This is a genomic window from Actinomadura sp. J1-007, assembly GCF_009793335.1.
Taxonomy (GTDB): domain Bacteria; phylum Actinomycetota; class Actinomycetes; order Streptosporangiales; family Streptosporangiaceae; genus Spirillospora; species Spirillospora yumaensis.
The window spans coordinates 5,909,730-5,927,438 of sequence record NZ_WING01000001.1 but is presented as its reverse complement, the minus strand read 5'-3'; the positions used below and the strand labels follow the sequence as shown (position 1 = coordinate 5,927,438).

At 74.3% G+C, this 17,709-nt stretch carries 15 protein-coding genes; 7 read left to right on the top strand and 8 right to left on the bottom strand.

Annotated elements, in window-relative coordinates; translation table 11 throughout:
- Positions 1 to 5: 5 nt before the first annotated feature.
- The 6 genes from GEV43_RS26925 (at position 6) to GEV43_RS26900 (ending at position 6,635) form a co-directional block, all read left to right on the top strand.
- Positions 6 to 875 (top strand): ABC transporter ATP-binding protein, encoded by an 870-nt coding sequence (locus GEV43_RS26925; RefSeq protein ID WP_160823098.1) that lies wholly within the window; start codon positions 6 to 8, stop codon positions 873 to 875.
- A complete protein-coding gene (locus tag GEV43_RS55190; protein WP_160823097.1) occupies positions 872 to 2,911 on the top strand; it encodes an FtsX-like permease family protein in 2,040 nt (679 codons plus the stop codon). The genes GEV43_RS26925 and GEV43_RS55190 overlap by 4 nt, the downstream gene beginning before the upstream one ends.
- On the top strand, positions 2,869 to 3,333 hold the full coding sequence (locus GEV43_RS26915; RefSeq protein WP_206681294.1) for an FtsX-like permease family protein: 465 nt from the start codon (positions 2,869 to 2,871) through the stop codon (positions 3,331 to 3,333). The genes GEV43_RS55190 and GEV43_RS26915 overlap by 43 nt, the downstream gene beginning before the upstream one ends.
- 26 nt (positions 3,334 to 3,359) lie before the next feature.
- The gene (locus GEV43_RS26910; RefSeq protein WP_160823095.1) at positions 3,360 to 3,842 is read left to right on the top strand and encodes an NUDIX hydrolase; all 483 of its coding nucleotides are present in this window, start codon (positions 3,360 to 3,362) and stop codon (positions 3,840 to 3,842) included.
- Positions 3,843 to 4,319: 477 nt separating this feature from the next.
- Complete coding sequence (locus tag GEV43_RS26905; RefSeq protein ID WP_160823094.1) at positions 4,320 to 5,135, top strand: alpha/beta fold hydrolase; 816 nt, start codon at positions 4,320 to 4,322, stop codon at positions 5,133 to 5,135.
- Positions 5,136 to 5,378: 243 nt separating this feature from the next.
- Positions 5,379 to 6,635, top strand: coding sequence for a helix-turn-helix domain-containing protein (locus GEV43_RS26900; RefSeq protein ID WP_309239860.1), 1,257 nt, complete (start codon positions 5,379 to 5,381; stop codon positions 6,633 to 6,635).
- Positions 6,636 to 6,771: 136 nt separating this feature from the next.
- On the opposite strand, the gene GEV43_RS26895 is transcribed toward GEV43_RS26900, so the two are convergent.
- The 4 genes from GEV43_RS26895 to GEV43_RS26880 all read right to left on the bottom strand — a co-directional run bounded on the left by GEV43_RS26895 (position 6,772) and on the right by GEV43_RS26880 (position 12,672).
- Positions 6,772 to 8,562 (bottom strand): fatty acyl-AMP ligase, encoded by a 1,791-nt coding sequence (locus GEV43_RS26895; protein WP_160823093.1) that lies wholly within the window; start codon positions 8,560 to 8,562, stop codon positions 6,772 to 6,774.
- Positions 8,563 to 8,685: 123 nt separating this feature from the next.
- A complete protein-coding gene (locus GEV43_RS26890; RefSeq protein ID WP_160823092.1) occupies positions 8,686 to 9,630 on the bottom strand; it encodes an acyl-CoA desaturase in 945 nt (314 codons plus the stop codon).
- A 78-nt stretch (positions 9,631 to 9,708) separates the two neighbouring features.
- Positions 9,709 to 10,986: a lipase family protein gene (locus GEV43_RS26885; protein WP_160823091.1), complete on the bottom strand. Its 1,278-nt coding sequence runs from the start codon at positions 10,984 to 10,986 to the stop codon at positions 9,709 to 9,711.
- Positions 10,987 to 11,211: 225 nt separating this feature from the next.
- Entirely contained in the window at positions 11,212 to 12,672 is a 1,461-nt protein-coding gene (locus GEV43_RS26880) for a PLP-dependent aminotransferase family protein (protein ID WP_160823090.1), read from the bottom strand.
- An 11-nt stretch (positions 12,673 to 12,683) separates the two neighbouring features.
- On the opposite strand from GEV43_RS26880, the gene GEV43_RS26875 reads away from it, so the two are divergent.
- Positions 12,684 to 13,988, top strand: coding sequence for an MFS transporter (locus tag GEV43_RS26875; protein WP_309240043.1), 1,305 nt, complete (start codon positions 12,684 to 12,686; stop codon positions 13,986 to 13,988).
- A 13-nt stretch (positions 13,989 to 14,001) separates the two neighbouring features.
- Here GEV43_RS26875 and GEV43_RS26870 read toward each other — a convergent pair whose 3' ends face one another.
- The 4 genes from GEV43_RS26870 to GEV43_RS26855 form a co-directional block, all read right to left on the bottom strand.
- On the bottom strand, positions 14,002 to 15,081 hold the full coding sequence (locus GEV43_RS26870) for a polyprenyl synthetase family protein (RefSeq protein ID WP_160823088.1): 1,080 nt from the start codon (positions 15,079 to 15,081) through the stop codon (positions 14,002 to 14,004).
- A 9-nt stretch (positions 15,082 to 15,090) separates the two neighbouring features.
- Entirely contained in the window at positions 15,091 to 16,734 is a 1,644-nt protein-coding gene (locus GEV43_RS26865; RefSeq protein WP_160823087.1) for an AarF/ABC1/UbiB kinase family protein, read from the bottom strand.
- Between the two features lie 156 nt (positions 16,735 to 16,890).
- Entirely contained in the window at positions 16,891 to 17,256 is a 366-nt protein-coding gene (locus GEV43_RS26860) for a hypothetical protein (protein ID WP_160823086.1), read from the bottom strand.
- Between the two features lie 21 nt (positions 17,257 to 17,277).
- The gene (locus GEV43_RS26855; protein WP_160823085.1) at positions 17,278 to 17,688 is read right to left on the bottom strand and encodes a hypothetical protein; all 411 of its coding nucleotides are present in this window, start codon (positions 17,686 to 17,688) and stop codon (positions 17,278 to 17,280) included.
- Between the last annotated feature and the right edge of the window lie 21 nt (positions 17,689 to 17,709).

The window sequence follows — 17,709 nt, the reverse complement described above, 5'->3', positions numbered from 1 at the left end:
CGCCCATGCGCCGACACGACCACGGATCGTCCGCGTCCCCCGCCTCGGAGGCGAAGACCGGCAACGCCGCGCGGGTGGACGCGGAGACGGACGGAAGCGAGCGGGCAGGCGCGGAGACGGGCGGACGCGGGGAGCGCGAAGAGACGGCCGTGCGGCTTCGCGGCGTCGGCAAGTCGTACGGGAAGGGGCACACGGCCGTTGAGGCGCTGCGCGGCGTCGATCTGACCATCGGGACGGGCGAGCTGGTCGTACTGCTCGGCCCGAGCGGGTCGGGGAAGACGACCTTGCTCAACCTGATCGGCGGGATCGAGCCCGCGTCGGCGGGGACCGTCGAGGTCGCCGGGCGTTCGCTGGCGGGCCTGGACGAGGACGCGCGGACGGCGTACCGGCGCGACGCGGTCGGGTTCGTCTTCCAGTTCTTCAACCTGGTGCCGACGCTGACGGCCATGGAGAACGTCCGCCTCGTCGCGGAGCTGGTGGACGGTGAACGCGGCGGACGGCGGGCCGGGCGGGGGCGGCGGCGGGAGCGGGCGCGGGAGGCGCTTGAGTCGGTGGGGCTCGCCGGACGGGCCGACCACTTTCCCGCGCAGCTCTCCGGCGGCGAGCAGCAGCGGGTCGCGATCGCGCGCGCGATCGCGAAGGATCCCGAGCTGCTGCTGTGCGACGAGCCGACCGGCGCGCTGGACCTGGAGACGGGGCTCGGCGTGCTGCGCGTCCTCCAGGACCTCAACCGGCGCGGGCGGACGGTCCTGGTCGTCACGCACAACGCGGCCATCGCCGCGATCGCGCACCGGGTCGTGCGGATGCGGTCGGGCGAGGTCGTCGACGTCGCCACGCGGGCCGTTCCGGCGGACGCCGGGGAGGTGGCGTGGTGACCGGCGGAGTGCTCGCGGCCAAGTTCCGCCGCGACCTGCGGCACCGCCCGGCGCAGCTCGTCGCGGTCGTCGCGCTGGTCATGCTGGGCGTCGCGCTGTTCGGCGCGTCGTACGACGCGTACAAGAACCTGGACGGCGGCTACCGGGCGCTGTTCGACCGGTACCGGTTCGCCGACATCACGCTCGCGGGTGGGGACGCGGAAGCGATCGCACGGGAGGCGGCCCGTACCGGCGGGGTCGCGGCGGCCGCGACCCGGACGGTCGCCGACGTCCCGCTGCGGATGCCGGACGGCGCCACGATGGTCGGGCGCGTCGTCGGCATGCCCGCCGGGACGCAGCCCGCGGTGGACCGGGTCAAGCTGCGGGACGGCGCTTACCTCGACGCGTCCGCGCCGGACGGCGTCCTCGCGGAGAAGCACATCGCCGACCACGCGCATCTGAGGCCCGGTTCGAAGGTCCAGGTGTGGCGGGACGGCGCCTGGCACGGCGTGGCCGTACGCGGGACCGCCACCTCCCCCGAGTACCTGTGGCCCGCGCGGGACCGCCAGGAACCGCTGCCCGCGCCCGGGAGCTTCGGCGTCCTGTTCGCCCCCGAGCCCCTGGCGCGCCGGATCGCGGCCTCGGCGTCCGTGCAAGGCCCCAACCAGGTGGTCGTCCACTACACGCGGGACGGGCGCGAGGACGCGGCGCGGCTGGACGCGGCGCTGACCGCGACCGCCCGCCGGTACGGCGCGCCGGACGCCGTGACGCGGGCCGACCAGCCCAGCAACGCCGCGCTCGGCGAGGACATCAAGGGCTTCTCCGAGCTGGCGTACCTCTTCCCGGCGCTGTTCCTGATGGCGGCCGGTGTCGCGATCTACGTCGTGCTGACGCGGCGCGTGGCCCGCGACCGCTCGCTGATCGGGATGCTGCGGGCGAACGGCTTCCCGCGCCGCACGGTCCTGGCGCACTACCTCGCGACCGGCGTGGTCGTCGGGCTGGCGGGCGCGGCGCCCGGCGTCCTGCTGGGCCTCGCGCTCGCCGGGACCGTCACGCGCGCCTACACCGGGGCGATCGGCATCCCGGACGCGCAGGTGTCGGTGCGGGCGGGAACGGTGCTGACCGGCGTCGCGTTCGCGCTCGCCGCCGGGGTGCTCGCCGCGCTCGCGCCCGCGGTCGCGGCGGCGCGGGTCCCGCCCGCCGAGGCGATGCGCGGCGCGGTCCCGTCCGGACGGGGCGGACGGGGCGTGCTCGCCAGGGTGGAACGGCTGCTCCCGGTGACCAGGCGGCTGCCCGCCGGGGCGTGGCTCGTGCTGCGCGGTCCGGCCCGGCAGCCGCGCCGGACCTCGTACACGGCGCTCGGCGTCGTCCTCGCCCTCGTGCTCATCCTCGTGTCGTGGGGGATGCTGGACACGTCCAAGGCGACGGTCGCGCGGCAGTTCGACCGGATCCAGCGGCAGGACGCCGAACTCACGCTCGCCCCCGGCACCGGCTCCGGTTCCGTGCCCCGCTCCGGCTCCGGCTCCGGCTCCGGCTCTGGCTCCGTGCCCGTTCCGTCCGTGCTCGCCGATCTCGCGCGGCAGCCCGGGGTCTCGGCGGCCGAGCCGTCCGCGAACGTGCCCGTCTCGCTCGAAGCGGGCGGACGCGCGTACTCGACGGCGCTCGTCGGGCTGCGGCGGGACACGTCCATGCACCGCTTCCTCACCTCGGCCGGCGCGAGGCCGCTGCCCGCCCGCGGCCTCCTGCTCGGCTCCGCCATGCGCGACCGCCTCGGCCTGAAGGCCGGCGACCGGCTCACCGTCCGCCCGAGCACGCCAGCCGGTCCTCGGGCGGGGCGGAGGCGCGGGTCGAGGTGGCCGGGTTCGTGGACGAGCCGCTCGGCGCGTTCGCGTACGCCTCGCTCGGGCAGGCCGAGGCGATCGCGCCCGGCGTCCGCCCGTCGACCGTGCTCGTGCGGTTCGCGGACGGCGCCGACCGGAACGCGATGGAACGGGCCCTCGCGGCCCGTCCGGGCGTGGTCGCCTACACCGACGCGCGGGCGCTCAAGCGGGCCGTGAACGACTACATGAACCTGTTCTACGCGTTCATCGCGGTGATGCTCGTCTTCGGCGCGCTGCTGGCGTTCACGGTGCTGTTCGCGACCATGTCCGTCAACCTCGCCGAACGCGGGACGGAGCTGGCGACGCTGCGCGCGTCCGGCGTGGGCCGGCGGCGGCTGGCCCGGCTGGTCACCGCCGAGAACCTGCTGGTGACCGGGCTCGGGATCGTGCCCGGCCTGGTCCTCGGGCGGATCGCGATCGGGGCGTTCCTCGGCGCGTTCGACAGCGACCTGCTGAGCCTCCACACCGACGTGCGCCCGCTCACGTACGTGTGGGCCGCGGTCGCGGTCACCGCCGTCACCCTCCTCGCGCAGCGGCCCGGACTGCGCGCCCTCGCCCGGCTGGACCTGGCGGCCGTCGTCCGCGAGAGGGCAACCTGAAGGCGGGCGCGAGTGAGGGGCGGGCGATGGACGAGGTGCCGGCGCGGGACGCGGCGGGCAACGAGCTCACGGGGTTCTTCGAGGACGCGGAGATCGCGGACTGGATGTCCCCGCTGCCGCTCGCGCTGGTGGCGCTGTGGCACGGGCCGTCCGTCCTGCTGGTGTACGGGAACGAGCGGCGCCAGTGGGAGCTGCCCGGCGGCCTGCTCGACCCGGGCGAGTCCCCGCGCGAGGCGGCCGTCCGCGAGCTGCGCGAGGAGACCGGCGAGGAGGCGCCCGGACTGCGGTACGCGGGATGCGCGCGGTTCCGCCTCGGAGCGGAGCGCCGCGTCGAGTTCGGCGCCGTCTTCACCGGACGCGTCGCGCGGCCCGCCGGACGGTTCGCGCCGAACGACGAGATCGCCGCGTGCGCGTGGTGGGATCCGCGGACGGTCCGCCCGCCCGCCGCGCAACCGCTCGACATCGCACTCGCCCTACGCACCCGCCACCTCGTCCCACCCGAGCGCTGACGCGGCGCGCCGTTCGCGCGCGGGCTGCGGGTTTCCGTCCGCCTGCTGACGACGCCGCTCCGTTGGGCGCGTTGGCGGCGGTGTGCGTCTTGCGGGGTACGGGCGGCCCCTCCGGTACTGCGGCAGGTGCAGTCGCGGTTGCTCTCAAGGCCGGATGACGCCGCGTCCGCCGGTTGGAAGGCTGGACAGGACCGAAAGAGAGGCGACATGACCGTCCAGCGCTCGGCCGGCGAAGCCGACCACTCCCCCGCCCAGGGCGGCCTTGACGACGCGTCCCCGCGACCGGCCGGAGCAGGCCGAGCGGGCGGAGCGGGCCGAAAACCGTGGCGGCGGGGAAAATCCGCGGAACGGCCACGGCGGCGGTGGAAATGGACGCGACGCCTTCTGGCGACCGGGATCGCGTTTTTCGTCCTTGTCACCTCGTTCTCGTTCATCTATAACGCCGCGACGGCGGAACGCGCGCGCGAACCCGCGGGATTGCGTTTCGTTTCGGCCGACGGAATCCGTACGCGATACAGCTCATGGGGCGTCAACGGGCCGCCCATCGTGCTGGTGCACGGCGCGGCGGAGTCGTCCGACACATGGGCCCCCGTCGCCGAACGGCTCGCCGCGCGGTACCGCGTGTACGCGTTCGACGTGAGCGGCTGGGGCTACAGCGAGCGGCGCGGACCGTTCGACGCCGAGCACGGCGCGGCGCAGCTCATCGGCGTCATGGACGCCCTGCGGCTGCCGCGCGCCACGCTCGTCGGGCACTCCAGCGGCGCGGGGATCGTCGCGGCGGCGGCGCTGCGCGCGCCCGGACGGGTCGGCGGCCTGGTCTTCGTGGACGGGGACGCGCTCGACACCGGCGCCGGGGCGGGCGCCGACGACGTGCGGAAGATCGTCCGCAACCCGTACCGGACGACGCTGCTGCGCCTCGGGATCCGCTCGGACTGGGTGATCCGGAAGATCTACGGCTCGCAGTGCGGACCGGCGTGCCCGCGCCTCGACCGCGCCGGCGTGGACCGGTGGCGGCGGCCGTTCCAGGTCGCCGGCGCCGAGAGCGCGCTGTGGCGCATGGAGGGCGTCGTCGGCCTGCCCGAACGGCGCGTCGGCGAGCTGGCCCGGCTGAACGTCCCGAAGTCCGTGGTCTTCGGCGCGGACGACGACGTGTTCTCGCGCTCGGCCCCGTACGACACGGCGCGGCTCATCGGCGCGCCCGCCCCGACGATCGTCCCGGACGCCCGGCACCTGCCGATCGTCTCCCACCCGGACCGCGTCGCCACCGCGATCACCGCCCTCCCCCCGCGCTGACCCGGCGCTGCCCCGCCGGCGCCCGCCGGCGCCCGCCGGCGCCGCCTTCCTGGCGCGGCGGGCCGGGAGGCGGCGCCGCGGCGAATTGGAATTCCTGAATCGTTCCGGCTTGTCGGAATGCCGGGACCGCGTTGTCCCGAAGTGATAATCCGCCGCCGAAAGGGTTATCAGACTCTTGAGTGTTGCACGAAGTGCGCGGTACCTAGCCTGGCGGCTCGGGCGTCTGCTTCGGGAGGTAACGCTGTGACTTCGGTGTTCGAGGGCGCCTCCGACATGGACGACCTGTCGGCGCAGCCGTGGCGCGACGTCCCCCGCGAGGAGGCGCAGTGGATCCGTCCGCACCTGCCGAAGCTCGCCGACATCATGGTGGAGGGCGTGGTCCGGCACGTCCCCGAGTACGCCCGCCGCGACGACCCGCACTACCAGGAGGTCGTACGGGTCGCGGTGTCCCGGGCGATGGGGCACTTCGTCCGGATGATCGCCGACCCCGACGCGCCGTGGCAGGAGGTCCACCAGGTCTTCTTCGACATCGGGTACGGCGAGGCGGTCGAGGGGCGCGACCTCGAACACCTCCAGAGCGCCCTGCGGGTCGCGTCCCGCACGGCGTGGCGCTACCTGGCCCGCGAGGCCGAACGGCTCCGCAAGCCCCGCGACGTGGCGATCTCGCTGACCGAGGTCAACTTCGCCTACCTCGACCTGCTCGCGTCGGCCGCCGCGCAGGGCTACTCGCGGGCGCGCGAGAAGGCCGCCGGGGAACGCGAGCAGCGCCGCAACCGGCTGATGAGCCTGCTGCTGTCCGATCCGCCGGTCCCGCGCGAGGTGGTCGCCGAGCAGGCCGGGCTGGCCGGGTGGACGCTGCCGGGACGGCTCGCCGTGATCGCGCTCGCGCCCCGTCCCGGCAGCGGCGGCGAGGGGCCGACCGGGCTGCCGCCGTTCCTGCTGAGCGGGCTCGACCGGGGCCGTCCCTGCCTGGTGATGCCCGATCCCGACCGTCCCGGCGGACCCGACCGGCTGACCGCGACGCTCGCGGGCTGGACGGGCGCGGTCGGACCGTCGGTGCCGCTGGAGCAGGCGGGCGTGTCGCTGCGCTGGGCGCACCGCACCCTCGACCTGGTGACCGGCGGCGGGCTGGACGGGACCCGCGGCAAGGACGCCGAGCCGGGAACCCTCGTCTACGCCGACCGCCACCTGCCCGAACTGCTGCTCCAGGAGGGCCGGACGCTCGCCGAGACCGCCGCCCGCCACCGGCTCGCCGCGCTGGCCAAGGTCGGGCCGCAGCGCGGCGCGCGGCTGGCCGCCACGATGCTGGAGTGCCTGAAGCACGGGTTCAACGCGACCGACGCCGCCGACGCCCTCTGCGTGCACCCGCAGACCGTCCGCTACCGGATGGCGCAGCTCCACGACCTGTTCGACTACGACATCGAGGACCCCGACCTGCGCCTCGAACTCATGCTCCTGCTGCCCGTCTGGCTGAGGCAGAACGCCCCGGACGGGCACTGACAGGCACTGGCCCCGGGCCCGGCCCCGCCCACGCGCGTCCCCGCCCGCCCGCGCGGCCGGACCTCGGCGCGCCGCCGCCACGAGCCACCGATGACGACGGCACGCCGAGAGCGGACGCCCCGCCTCCGCGGAACGGTCAGGCCGGGGCGGGTCTCGCGGCGAGCGGGAGGGTGCCGTCGAGGTACGCGGCGCGGCACGCGGAGCGGGCGATCTTGCCGGAGCTGGTGCGGGGCAGCCCGCCCGGCTCGATCAGGACGACGTCGTGCACGCGCAGGTCGTGCTGGGCGTTCACCGCGGCGCGGACCGACCGCGCGACCTCGTCCGCGTCCAGCAGGGCGATCGGGACGCGGCGGTTCCGCTCGGCGATCACGACGAGCCCCTCGGTGCCGCCCGCGTCGCCCGTGTCGACGGCGACGGCCGCGACGTACTCGCGGCGGATGCCCTTGTGCGCGTTGGAGACCGTGTACTCGATGTCCTGCGGGTAGTGGTTGCGGCCGTCCACGATGACCAGGTCCTTGATCCGGCCGGTGACGTACAGCTCGCCGCCGTGCAGGACGCCGAGGTCGCCGGTGCGCAGCCAGGGCCGTTCGGGCAGCCCGCCGGTCCCGTCCCCGCCGCCGGTCCCGGACGCGTCGGTCAGGACGGCGTGGAACGTCTCGGCCGTCTGCTCGGGGCGTCCCCAGTAGCCCGCCGCGACGTTCGGGCCGTGCACCCAGATCTCGCCGACCTCGCCGTCCGGCTTGCGGCGGCCGGTGTCCGGGTCCGCGATCACGACGTGCTGGCCGAACGACGTCCCGCACGCGATCAGCTCCACCGCGCCGGGCGCGCCGGGGGCGGACGGCACCGCGACGCCGTGCCGCAGCGGCTCGCGCTCGAACGCCGTCCGGGTCGGCTCGCGGAACCGCGACGACGCCGACACGTACACCGTCGCCTCCGCCAGCCCGTACGCGCAGACCTGCGCCTCGGGCCGCAGCCCGCAGTCGCGGAACGCCTCGTAGAACCCGGTGAGCGTGCTCTCCCTGATCGGCTCGGCGCCGTTCATGAACACCTGCACGCCGCTGAGGTCGAGGCGCTCCTTCTCCTCCGCGGTGACCTGCGCGGTCAGGTACTCGTAGGCGAAGTTCGGGCCGCCGGTGAACGCGTGGTCCTGCGCGCTCAGCAGCTCCAGCCACCGCACCGGCCGCATGACGAACGCCACCGGGTCCATGATCACGCCCGGGTTGCCGTACACCAGCGGCAGCGCGACGGTCGTGACCAGGCCCATGTCGTGGAAGACCGGCAGCCAGTTGACGCCGGTCGACTCGCGCGGGATGCCCTCGAACGTGCGCCAGAGCTGCTCGGCGTTCGTCGCGAAGTTGCCGTGCGTGATGATCACCCCGGCGGGCGTCCGGGTGGAGCCCGAGGTGTACTGGAGGTACGCCACGTCGCCCGGGTCGATCGGCTCGGGCGCGAAGTCCAGCGAGAGGTCGGCCTCGTCGGCGACGATCACCTCCTTCGGCGGCCGGACGGACTCGTCGGCGAGGAACGCGCGCACGTGCGGCAGCGCGCCGCTCGTGGTGATCACGCAGTCGGGCTCGGCGTCGCGGTAGACGGCGAGCAGCCGGTCGCCGTGGCCGGGCAGGTCGGGCGAGAACAGCGGCACGCCGATGACCCGCGCGTACATCGCGCCGAGGAACCCGGCGACGTAGTCGAGCGTCTGCGGCGCGAGGATCGCGACCCGTTCGCCCGGGGAGGTCGCGGCGCGCACGGCGGCGGCGATCGCGCGGGCGCGCCGGTCGAGCTCGCCCCACGTGACGTCGAGCGCGACGCCGTCGGGGTCGGACATGTAGTCCATGAACGTGTACGCGCGGTCGTCGGGGAACTCCTCGGCGAACCGCGCCAGCCGCGAGATCAGCGGGGTGCTGTCGAGTTCGGGCAGGGTGGTCATGTCTGCGTGCTCCATGAATCCGGAGGCGGTCTTCGGAGGCCGCGGCCCGGCCGGCGCGGCGGGCGCGGCGGGTCGGCGCACGCCGCGGGCCAGGGAACGCGGCGGGTCAGCGGACGCGACGGGTCAGCGGACGCGGCGGGAGGCGAGGCGCTGCTCGTCCGGCCAGCGGACGTCCCAGACCCACCCGGCCTTCTCCATCAGCCAGATGACGCGCGCGCTGATGTCGATCTGGCCCTTGAGGACGCCGTGCCGCGCGCAGGTCGGGTCGGCGTGGTGCAGGTTGTGCCACGACTCGCCGAACGACGGGATCGCGAGCCACCACACGTTCCGCGCCTTGTCGCGCGTCCTGAAGTCCTCCTTGCCGAACACGTGGCAGATGGAGTTGATCGAGAACGTGATGTGGTCGCCGACGAACACCCGCATCAGCCCGGCCCAGAACAGCGCCGTCACCGCGCCGTGCCACGACCAGGTGAGCAGCGCGCCGAGGCCCATCGGCACCAGGAACGTCGAGGCGACGATCACGGCGTAGACGGGGTCGAGCGACAGGAACCGGATGTCCCTGTCCCTGAGCAGGTCCGGGCAGTACTTGCTGCGCGAGGTCCGCTCCTTGCCGAACAGCCAGCCCATGTGCGCGTGGTAGAGGCCCTTGGTGAGCCCCCACACGCCCGGCCCGTACGCCCACGGCGAGTGCGGGTCGCCCTCCTGGTCGGCGTACTTGTGGTGCCGCCGGTGGTCGGCCACCCAGCGGATCACCGAGCCGTGCATGGCCTGCCCGCCGAGGATCGCGAGCGTGATCCGCAGCCAGCGCTTGGCCTTGAACGCGCCGTGCGTGAAGTGCCGGTGGTAGCCCACGGTCACGCCGAGCGCGTTGAACGGGTAGAGGAACGCGAAGATGGCGACGTCGGTCCAGCCGAGCCCCCAGCCCCAGAAGAACGGGACGGCGGCGAGCAGCCCGGCGATGGGCCCGATCACGAACACGACGACGGCGATCCGTTCGGGGAACGGCACCTTGCCGGAGATGTCGGGCTGGGGGGTGCGGCTTCCGGCGTCGGCGACGCCCGCTGTCATGGCAGGTCTCCTCCGGTGTGCGGCGGCGGGTCGCCCCGCCCCGCGCGCGGCGGGGCGGGGCGGGGGCGCTGGGCCGGGTCAGCAGTTGCCCTTCACGGGCTTGCCCTCGAAACGGTCGCCGAGGAAGTTGGTGACGTCGCCGGCCGCGCCCCAGTCGGTCGACAGGTGCTCGGTCGGGTAGGTGTTCTTCCACGTGGTGTTGATCCCGGCCTTGCAGTACGCGGCGCGGGTGCCGTCCTCGGTCTCGTGGGGGATGATCTCCTCCAGCCAGCCGCGGTACTGGAACACCGGGAAGCCGATCTTGTACTTGGCGCCCGACGACGCCGTGCCGATGTCCACGCCGAGCTTCTGCCGGTCGACGATCTCGCCCCAGCTCGTCCCGTCCGGGCCCTTGAGCGCGTAGAGCTGGTCGAGGGTCAGCTTCTGCTTGGAGTAGTTCTCGACCTTGGCGCCGAGGAACACCGCGAGCGTCCCGAACAGGCAGTTGCCCTTGACGTCCTTGATGGCCTGCTTGCCCTGGTCGTTCATCAGCTCGTTGAACGGCATCTCGGGGTAGGCGGCGTTCAGGCCGACGAGCGCGTCGGCGAGGAAGCCCGCGAACAGGCTGCCGTTCAGCTGCTTGGCGGTCAGCTTCAGGTCTCCCGGCACACCCCCCGCCGCGGCGCCGACCACGTCGAGCTCGGGGGCGTACGACGAGGCGAGCTGCGCGCCCCACAGCGACGCCGCGCCGCCCTCGGAGTAGCCGGAGATGCCGACCTTGCCGTCCGGCTTCAGCGTGCCGCCGGGGATCTGGCGGGACGAGCGGACCGCGTCGAGCAGCGCGTGCCCGGCGTTCGCGCCGATCATGTAGGTGTGCACCTGGCCGGCGACGTACCCGACGCCGTCGGTCGCGGCGACCGCGTACCCGGCCTTCAGGAACAGCGCCAGGTTGCCGCCCTCGTACATGTCGACGAACTGCCCGGCGAGCTGCTTGGAGAACGCGCACTGCTGCCCCGACCCGAGCGTCCCCGGGTTGAACGCGACGGTCGGCCGCGACCCGCCCTTCGTCCACGCCGCGGTCGGGACGGCCACGGTCCCGGTCACGACGTTCTTGGCGCCCTTGGCGTCGGTCGAGACGTACCGGACCTTGTAGCCCTTCATCGGGATGTCGCCCGGGATGTTGGACAGCTTCACCTCGCGGCAGGCCAGCAGGTCGCCCGGGTTCCCGGACACACCGCCCGCCGCCGCGTAGATGTCGGCCTCGGACGCGGTGCACCCCGCCGGCGCGGCCACCGCCGGCGGCGCGGCCACCGCGGCGGGCACCGCGACCGCGGCGGCGGCGAGCGCCGTCGAGGTGAGCAGGGTTCGTAGTCTCATCGTCACTCCAGGGATGGGAGCCGGAAAGTGATCGCTGACGACTGTCCCCCAGCACGTCAAGGAGTGGAATGAACTCTCTTCACATGCTCACCGGGCACTCTTAGCAGTCAACTGACAAGCCGCCCCCGAAAACCGCCTCCAACCACACGCCCCACCCCCACCACCCCCTCCACCCCCTTCCGCGCCCCCCCGGAACGGAACGAAGGCGCCGGGCGGAGGCGTTGCTCAGGGGTGGGGGCGGAGGACGGCGCCGAGTTGGGCGATGCCTTCGCGGATGGGGCCCTCGCCGAGGTTGCCGAAGCCGAGCACGAGCTGCGGCGGGGTGGCGGCGCGGTCCGCGCGGAACTCGCTCATCCCGTACAGCCCGACCGACCGTTCCCGCGCCGCCTCCACGACCTCGCGCTCCGCCTCGCGGCGAGTCGAGGGAAGGTGCGCGACGGCGTGGAAGCCGGCGTCCAGGCCGGTGAGCCGAACGCCCGGCGCGTGCTCGGCGAGCGCCGCGACCAGCGCCGCGCGGCGCTTGGCGTAGACGGCGCGCATGTGCCGCAGGTGGCGGCCGTACCGTCCCGACTCGATCAGCGCCGCCACCGCGAGCTGGTCGAACACGGGCGAGCCGCGGTCGTCGACGCGCTTGTCCTCCGCGATCTCGTCGAGCGCCCACGCCGGGCACAGGATCCAGCCGAGCCGTACGGCCGGGGCCAGCGACTTGCTGACCGTGCCGAGCGCGATCACCCGGTCGGGGTCGAGGCCCTGCAACGACCCGACGGGCTCGCGGTCGTACCGGAACTCGGCGTCGTAGTCGTCCTCGATGACCACCGCGTCCTCCGCCTGCGCCCAGGCGACGAGCGCGCGGCGGCGCTCGGGCGCGAGGACGACGCCCGTCGGCCACTGGTGCGCCGGGGTGACGACGACCGCGCCGACGCCCGCGAGCGCGTCCACCACGACGCCGTGCTCGTCGACCGGCACCGGTACGGCCTCGATCCCGGCGCGTTCGACGGCCGCCCGGGTGGCGCCGTCGCCGTATCCGGGGTCCTCGAACGCCACGCGCCGTACGCCCCTGCGCACGAGCACCCGCAGCACGATGCCGAGCCCCTGCCCGAAGCCCGTGCACGCGACGATCCGTTCGGGCTGCGCGACCGCCGCGCGGACGCGCCTGAGGTAGCCCGCCACCACCTCGCGGAAGGCGCCGCTGCCGCGTGGATCCCCGTAGCCCAGCTCCGCGTTGGGCACGGTGCGGGCGACCTCCCGCTGCGCCCAGCACCAGTCGCCGCGCGGGAAGCTCCCGAGGTCGGGCACCCCCGCGGCGAAGTCGATCCGCAACCTAGCGGCCGCCTCCGACATCGAGGCCGAGGCCGGCAAGCCCGGCGTTGAGGACGGGCGCGACGTCGGCGTCGCCGTTGGGGCGTCCCGTACGTTCAGCGGCGCGACGCGCGTCGCGGACCCGGCCCGCGTGCACAGGTAGCCCTCCGCGTGGAGCTGGCCGTAGCAGTCCTGGACGAGTCCGCGCGAGATCCCGAGCTGCCGGGCGAGCTCGCGCGACGACGGCAGCCGCTCGTCCGCCTGGAGGCGCCCGGAGCAGATCGCGTCGCGCAGGCCGCGTTCGAGCTGGGCCTTCAACGGTTCCGCGGCGCCGCGCTCCAGCCGCAGCAGCAGTTCGGGACTCGAACCGGCCCACTCGATCGCCACGGAACTGGACCATACAGCAGGCCGCCTCGGCCCCTAACGTCGAGCGCATGAGCGAAACCCGTCCCCGGCTCGTCAACGGCCCCCTCGCCGTGCTCTTCGTGTGCAGCTTCACCGCGATGACCGGCTTCTACCTGCTGTTCTCGGTCGTTCCCCTCTACGCGACGTCCGTCGGGGCGGGCGGGACGGGCGCGGGCTTCGCGACGGGCGCGCTCATGCTGTCCACCGTCGCCGCCGAGTTCGCCACCCCTCGCCTGACCGCCCGGTACGGGCACCGCCCCGTCCTCGCCGCCGGTTTCCTCCTGCTGGGCCTGCCCGCCCTGGCCCTGCCCGCCACGACGAACCTCGCGGCGATCCTCGGCGTCAGCCTCGTCCGCGGCGTCGGGTTCGCCATCGCCGTGGTCGTCTGCGGCGCGCTCGTCGCCGAGTTCGTCCCCGCCGAACGCCGCGGCGAGGGCCTCGGGCTGTCCGGCGTCGTCATCGGCGTCCCCAACATCCTCGCCCTGCCCGCCGGCGTCTGGCTCGCCGACCACTACGGCTACACGCCCGTCTTCGTCGCCGCCGCCGCGTCCTGCCTCGTCTCGTTCGCCGCCTGCCTCTTCCTTCCCCGCCGGACGCCGCGCGCGGCGGGGCACGCAGCGGCCCACGCGGCGGGGCAAGCGGCGGGGCACGAGCCGTCCGCCCCGGCCCTGGGCGTCCTCGGCGGCCTGCGCACGCCCGCCCTGCTGCGCCCGTCGGCCGTGTTCGGCGTCAGCGCGATGGCCGTCGGGGTGATCGCGACGTTCCTCCCGACGGCCGTTCCCGGCGGGAGCCTCGCCGCCACGGCGCTGCTCGTGCAGGCGACGGCCTCCACGTTCGGCCGCTGGTGGGCGGGGCGGCACGGGGACCGGCACGGCGCGGGCCGGCTGCTGCTCCCCGGCGCGCTCGCCGCCGCGGCCGGCATGGCCGTCCTCGTCCTCGTCCCGAACGCGGCCGCGGTGGTCGTCGCGATGCTGGTGTTCGGCCTCGGCTTCGGCGTCGCGCAGAACGCCAGCCTCGCCGTGATGTTCGAGCGCGTGCGGCCCTCCGGGTACGGCACCGTCAGCGCCATCTGGAACGTCGCGTACGACACCGGGATGGGCGTCGGCGGCGCGGGCTTCGGCCTGCTCGCCGCCCGCACCGGCTACCCGCCGGCGTTCGCCCTGACGGGCGTCCTGATCTTCCTCGCGCTGCCCCTGGCGTTCAGGGACCGCAGGGCCCCGGCCCAGGTCCCCGGCCAGGACCCGCCCGCCCGGGTGGCCGCGCCCTCGGAGTCCCGGCTGGACGGCACCAGCGTCTGACGGGCCGGTCCGTTCAGGCGGTGCGGTGGATGGCGGGGCCGATGAGCCCGGCGAGGGCCCGGCGGGCGCACGGCTCGATGGGGGCCTCGGCGAGCGCGGCGCGGGCCCGCTCGCCGCGCTCGGTGATCATGCTCTCGGTGGCGGCGCGGGCGCCGGTGTCGCGCAAAACCCGCCGCAGCAGGTCGGCGCCGTCCTCGCCGAGCCGCGGGTCGCCGAGCAGCCGGTCGAGCAGCCGGCGCTCGGCGGGCGCGGCGTGCCGGACGGCGTGGGCGACGAGGACGGTCGGCTTGCCGCTGCGCAGGTCGTCCAGGTTGGGCTTGCCGGTGACCGCCGGGTCGCCGAACGCGCCGAGGAGGTCGTCCCGGAGCTGGAACGCCTCGCCGAGCGCCAGCCCGAACGCCGAGTAGGCCGCGAGCAGTCCCGGCGGCGCCCCGGCGAGCGCGCCGCCGAGATGCAGGGGGCGTTCGACCGTGTACTTGGCGGTCTTGTAGCGCACCACGTCCAGGGACCGTTCCGTGCTGGACGGGCCCCGCGCCTGCTCCAGGATGTCGAGGTGCTGGCCGTAGCAGAGCTCGGAGCGCATGCGGTGGTAGTAGCGGCGGGCGGACGCGAGGCGGCGCCGGGGCAGGCCGCTGGTGTGCAGGAGCTCGTCCGCCCAGGTCATGCAGAGGTCGCCCAGCAGGATCGCCGTCGCGATGCCGAACTGCCGGGCGTCCCCGCGCCACCGGCGGGACGCGTGCAGGCCGGCCAGCGTCCGGTGCAGGCTCGGCCGCCCGCGCCGCAGGTCGCTGTCGTCCATGATGTCGTCGTGGATGAGGCAGAACGCGTGGAAGATCTCCAACGCGGCGGCGGCCTTGAGGATCTCGGCGCAGTCGCCGCCGTTCGCGCCGCGCCACCCCCAGTAGCACAGCAGCGGCCGGATCCGTTTGCCGCCGCTCAGCACGAAATCCCGGGCCGTCCCGAAAACCGCTGCGGCCGTCTCGTCCTCCAGGCCCCGCAGCCGCGCGTCCATGAACTCCGCCAGGGCGGCCTCCACGCGCTCGCGTACGGGCCCGCACGGGTCCGGCTCGGTTCCGTCGCATCCGGCTTCCATTGGCTCTCCTCAGGAGGTCGTTGACCGGGACGGGGCCGTTCGCCGCGTCCCGTCCGGACGGGGGTCCTCCAGGCCGGCGGCCTGGAGAAGGCGGTTGAAGCGGGCGGCGTCCCGGCGGCGCGCCCGCCACAGCAGCACGGCGGCAGACGCCGCGACGGGCAGGCCCGCCCTCCCCGCCTTGGCCGCGTTGCCCGCGTTGAGCAGCCTTCCGGCGCCCTTGTCGCGCAGCCGCCCGACGCGCACGGTGAGGTCGCGGTTGGCGAGGTCACGGACGATCCCGCGCAGCTGCTCGGGCGCCAGCGTGTTCCCGATCATCAGGTCCATCGCGGTACGCGCGGCCTGGAGCTGCGACACCGACTCCCCCGCCAGGCCGATGAGGATCCCGCGCAGCTCCTCCTCGAACACCTCCGTCAGCGCCAGCTCGGGGGCCAGGTACCGCACCGAGCCCTCGATGTTGGAGAACGACTTGCCGAGCAGCGAGATCACCGGACTGGTCTGGATGCCGCGCCGCGTGGAGTACTTCAGGACCGACGTCAGCGTCACGCCGAAGTCGAGGTCCTCCAGCGAGGCCGTCGCGACTTTCGGCACGAGCATGGCCATGTCTCCGGCGAACCCGGTGATGTCGGCCCACGGCGTGGCCTTGCCCAGCTCCACCCAGGCGCGCGCGAGGCCGGGCCCGTCGTTGTGCGCCAGGCACAGCAGGACGGTCATGAGCGTCATGCTCATGCGCCGGTCGACGCGTCCGACCATCCCCCAGTCGATCAGGTGGGCCTTCTCGCCGGGGGTGACGAAGATGTTGCCCGGATGCGGGTCGGCGTGGAAGAACCGGTCGACGAAGTACCCCCGGTACATGAACGCGAGCAGGTCCCGGCCGATGCCCACGCGCTCCTTCTCCGTCAGCCGGTCGCGGTCGACGTCCCGGATCGAACGGCCGGGCGCCATGCTCTGCACCATCACCCGCGGCGTCGCGAGGATCACCTCCGGCACGGCGAGGAACTCGAACTCCCGGACCAGCTCACCGGCGCGCCTCATGTTGGCGGCCTCGACGGTGTAGTCCAGCTCGGCCCGCATGGCGTCGAAGATGATCGTGAGCGCGGACTCCACGTCGATCACCGCGTTGAAGTCGGGGAACCACCGCGCCACCCGGCGGGCCGCCCGGCGCATCATCGCCATGTCGTCCAGGACCAGGGCCCGGATGTCGGGCCGCTGGATCTTCAGCACCGCCTCCCCGCCCCCGCGCAGGACGACCTTGTAGACCTGCGCGAGCGACGCGGACCCGAGCGGCCGCGCCCGCTCGACCCTGGCGAAGCGCCCCTCCCAGTCGTTCCCCAGTTCCGCGGCCAGAACGGGCTCGAACACCGAGAACGGCGCCACGGACACGTCCTCGTGGAGCTTCGCCAGCTCGGCCATCACGTCCGGCGGAACGAGGTCCGGACGGTTGGAGAGCATCTGCCCGACCTTCACGTAGAACGGCCCCAGCCGTTCCAGCGCCAGCCGGATGGCCCGAGCCCTGTCGTGCCCGCCGTCCTCGCGTTCGCCGTCGTCCTCGCTGGCCGTTCCCCGCCGCCCGCGTGCCGCGACGGCCTCGACGGTCTCGTCCCGCGCCAGTTCCGCCAGCACCTTGGCCACGGCCATGAACCGCTTGGCGCTCATGCACCCCTCCAGAGTCCGCAGCGAAAGCGCCGTACCGGCCCGGCGGGCCGCCCGCAGCCCTGTTCGGCGGCGGGTCAGCGTCCAGCAGGAGGAAGCCGGGCCGATCCGCCGTCGAACCGACGTGGCGGGCGGCCCCGGCTCCCCGCACGGCGGGCGTCACGGGCGTCGGCGTTCGCGCCGTCCCGGCCGCTCCCGTACGTCCCCGACGTCCGGTAGGCCGATCTGGTCGGCGATCCCCTCGACCAGCCGGCGGACGAGCGCGACCGGCCCGTCGCCGCCCGCGTCCGGCCCCTGACCGGGCAGAACGGCCCGCAGGACCTCGACCAGCACCTCGTTCGTGCAGTCGGCGCCGGTCCGCCGCCGGTACGCCCGGAACGAACGCCCGCAACGTACGTCCTCGCACAGTTCCTCCAGCGGGACGGGACGCTGCTCGTCGGGGTCGCTCAACGACCCGTCGGCCTCAAGGCACAGGCGCCTGGCCGGACGCGGCCGGGGATCTCCGGCGAACTCGCGTGCCGCCATCCCGTTCCCTCCGCCGCGGCCTCACTCCGGCTCGTCGTCGGACCGCTGCGAACGGAGCTGCCGTGACAGCACATCGACCCTGCGGTTCAGGTCGGCGATGCTGCCGGCGATCTCCCGCACGTCGCGCACGGCCTCCGCCGCGTCCCGTCCGGGCGGCCGTCCGCGGGAATCGCCCGAACGGCGGTCACGCGTCTCGTAGCGGCGCAGTTTCCGGCACACCTCGCCAAGGTCGTCGAGAATCTCGTCCAGTTCGTCGTCGGAACGCCGGTCGCGGTCGTCCCGGTCGTCGTCCCAGTCGTCGTCATCCCGGTTCCCGACGGCCGTACGGGCCGCGCGGCGCAGGTCGCGCTCCACATCGCTGGCCCGGTCGAAGGTGTCCTCGATGAGGTCGCCGATATAACGCACGGTTCCCCGGCGGCGGCGTTTGGTCATGGTCTTCCGGCCTCCTCGCGA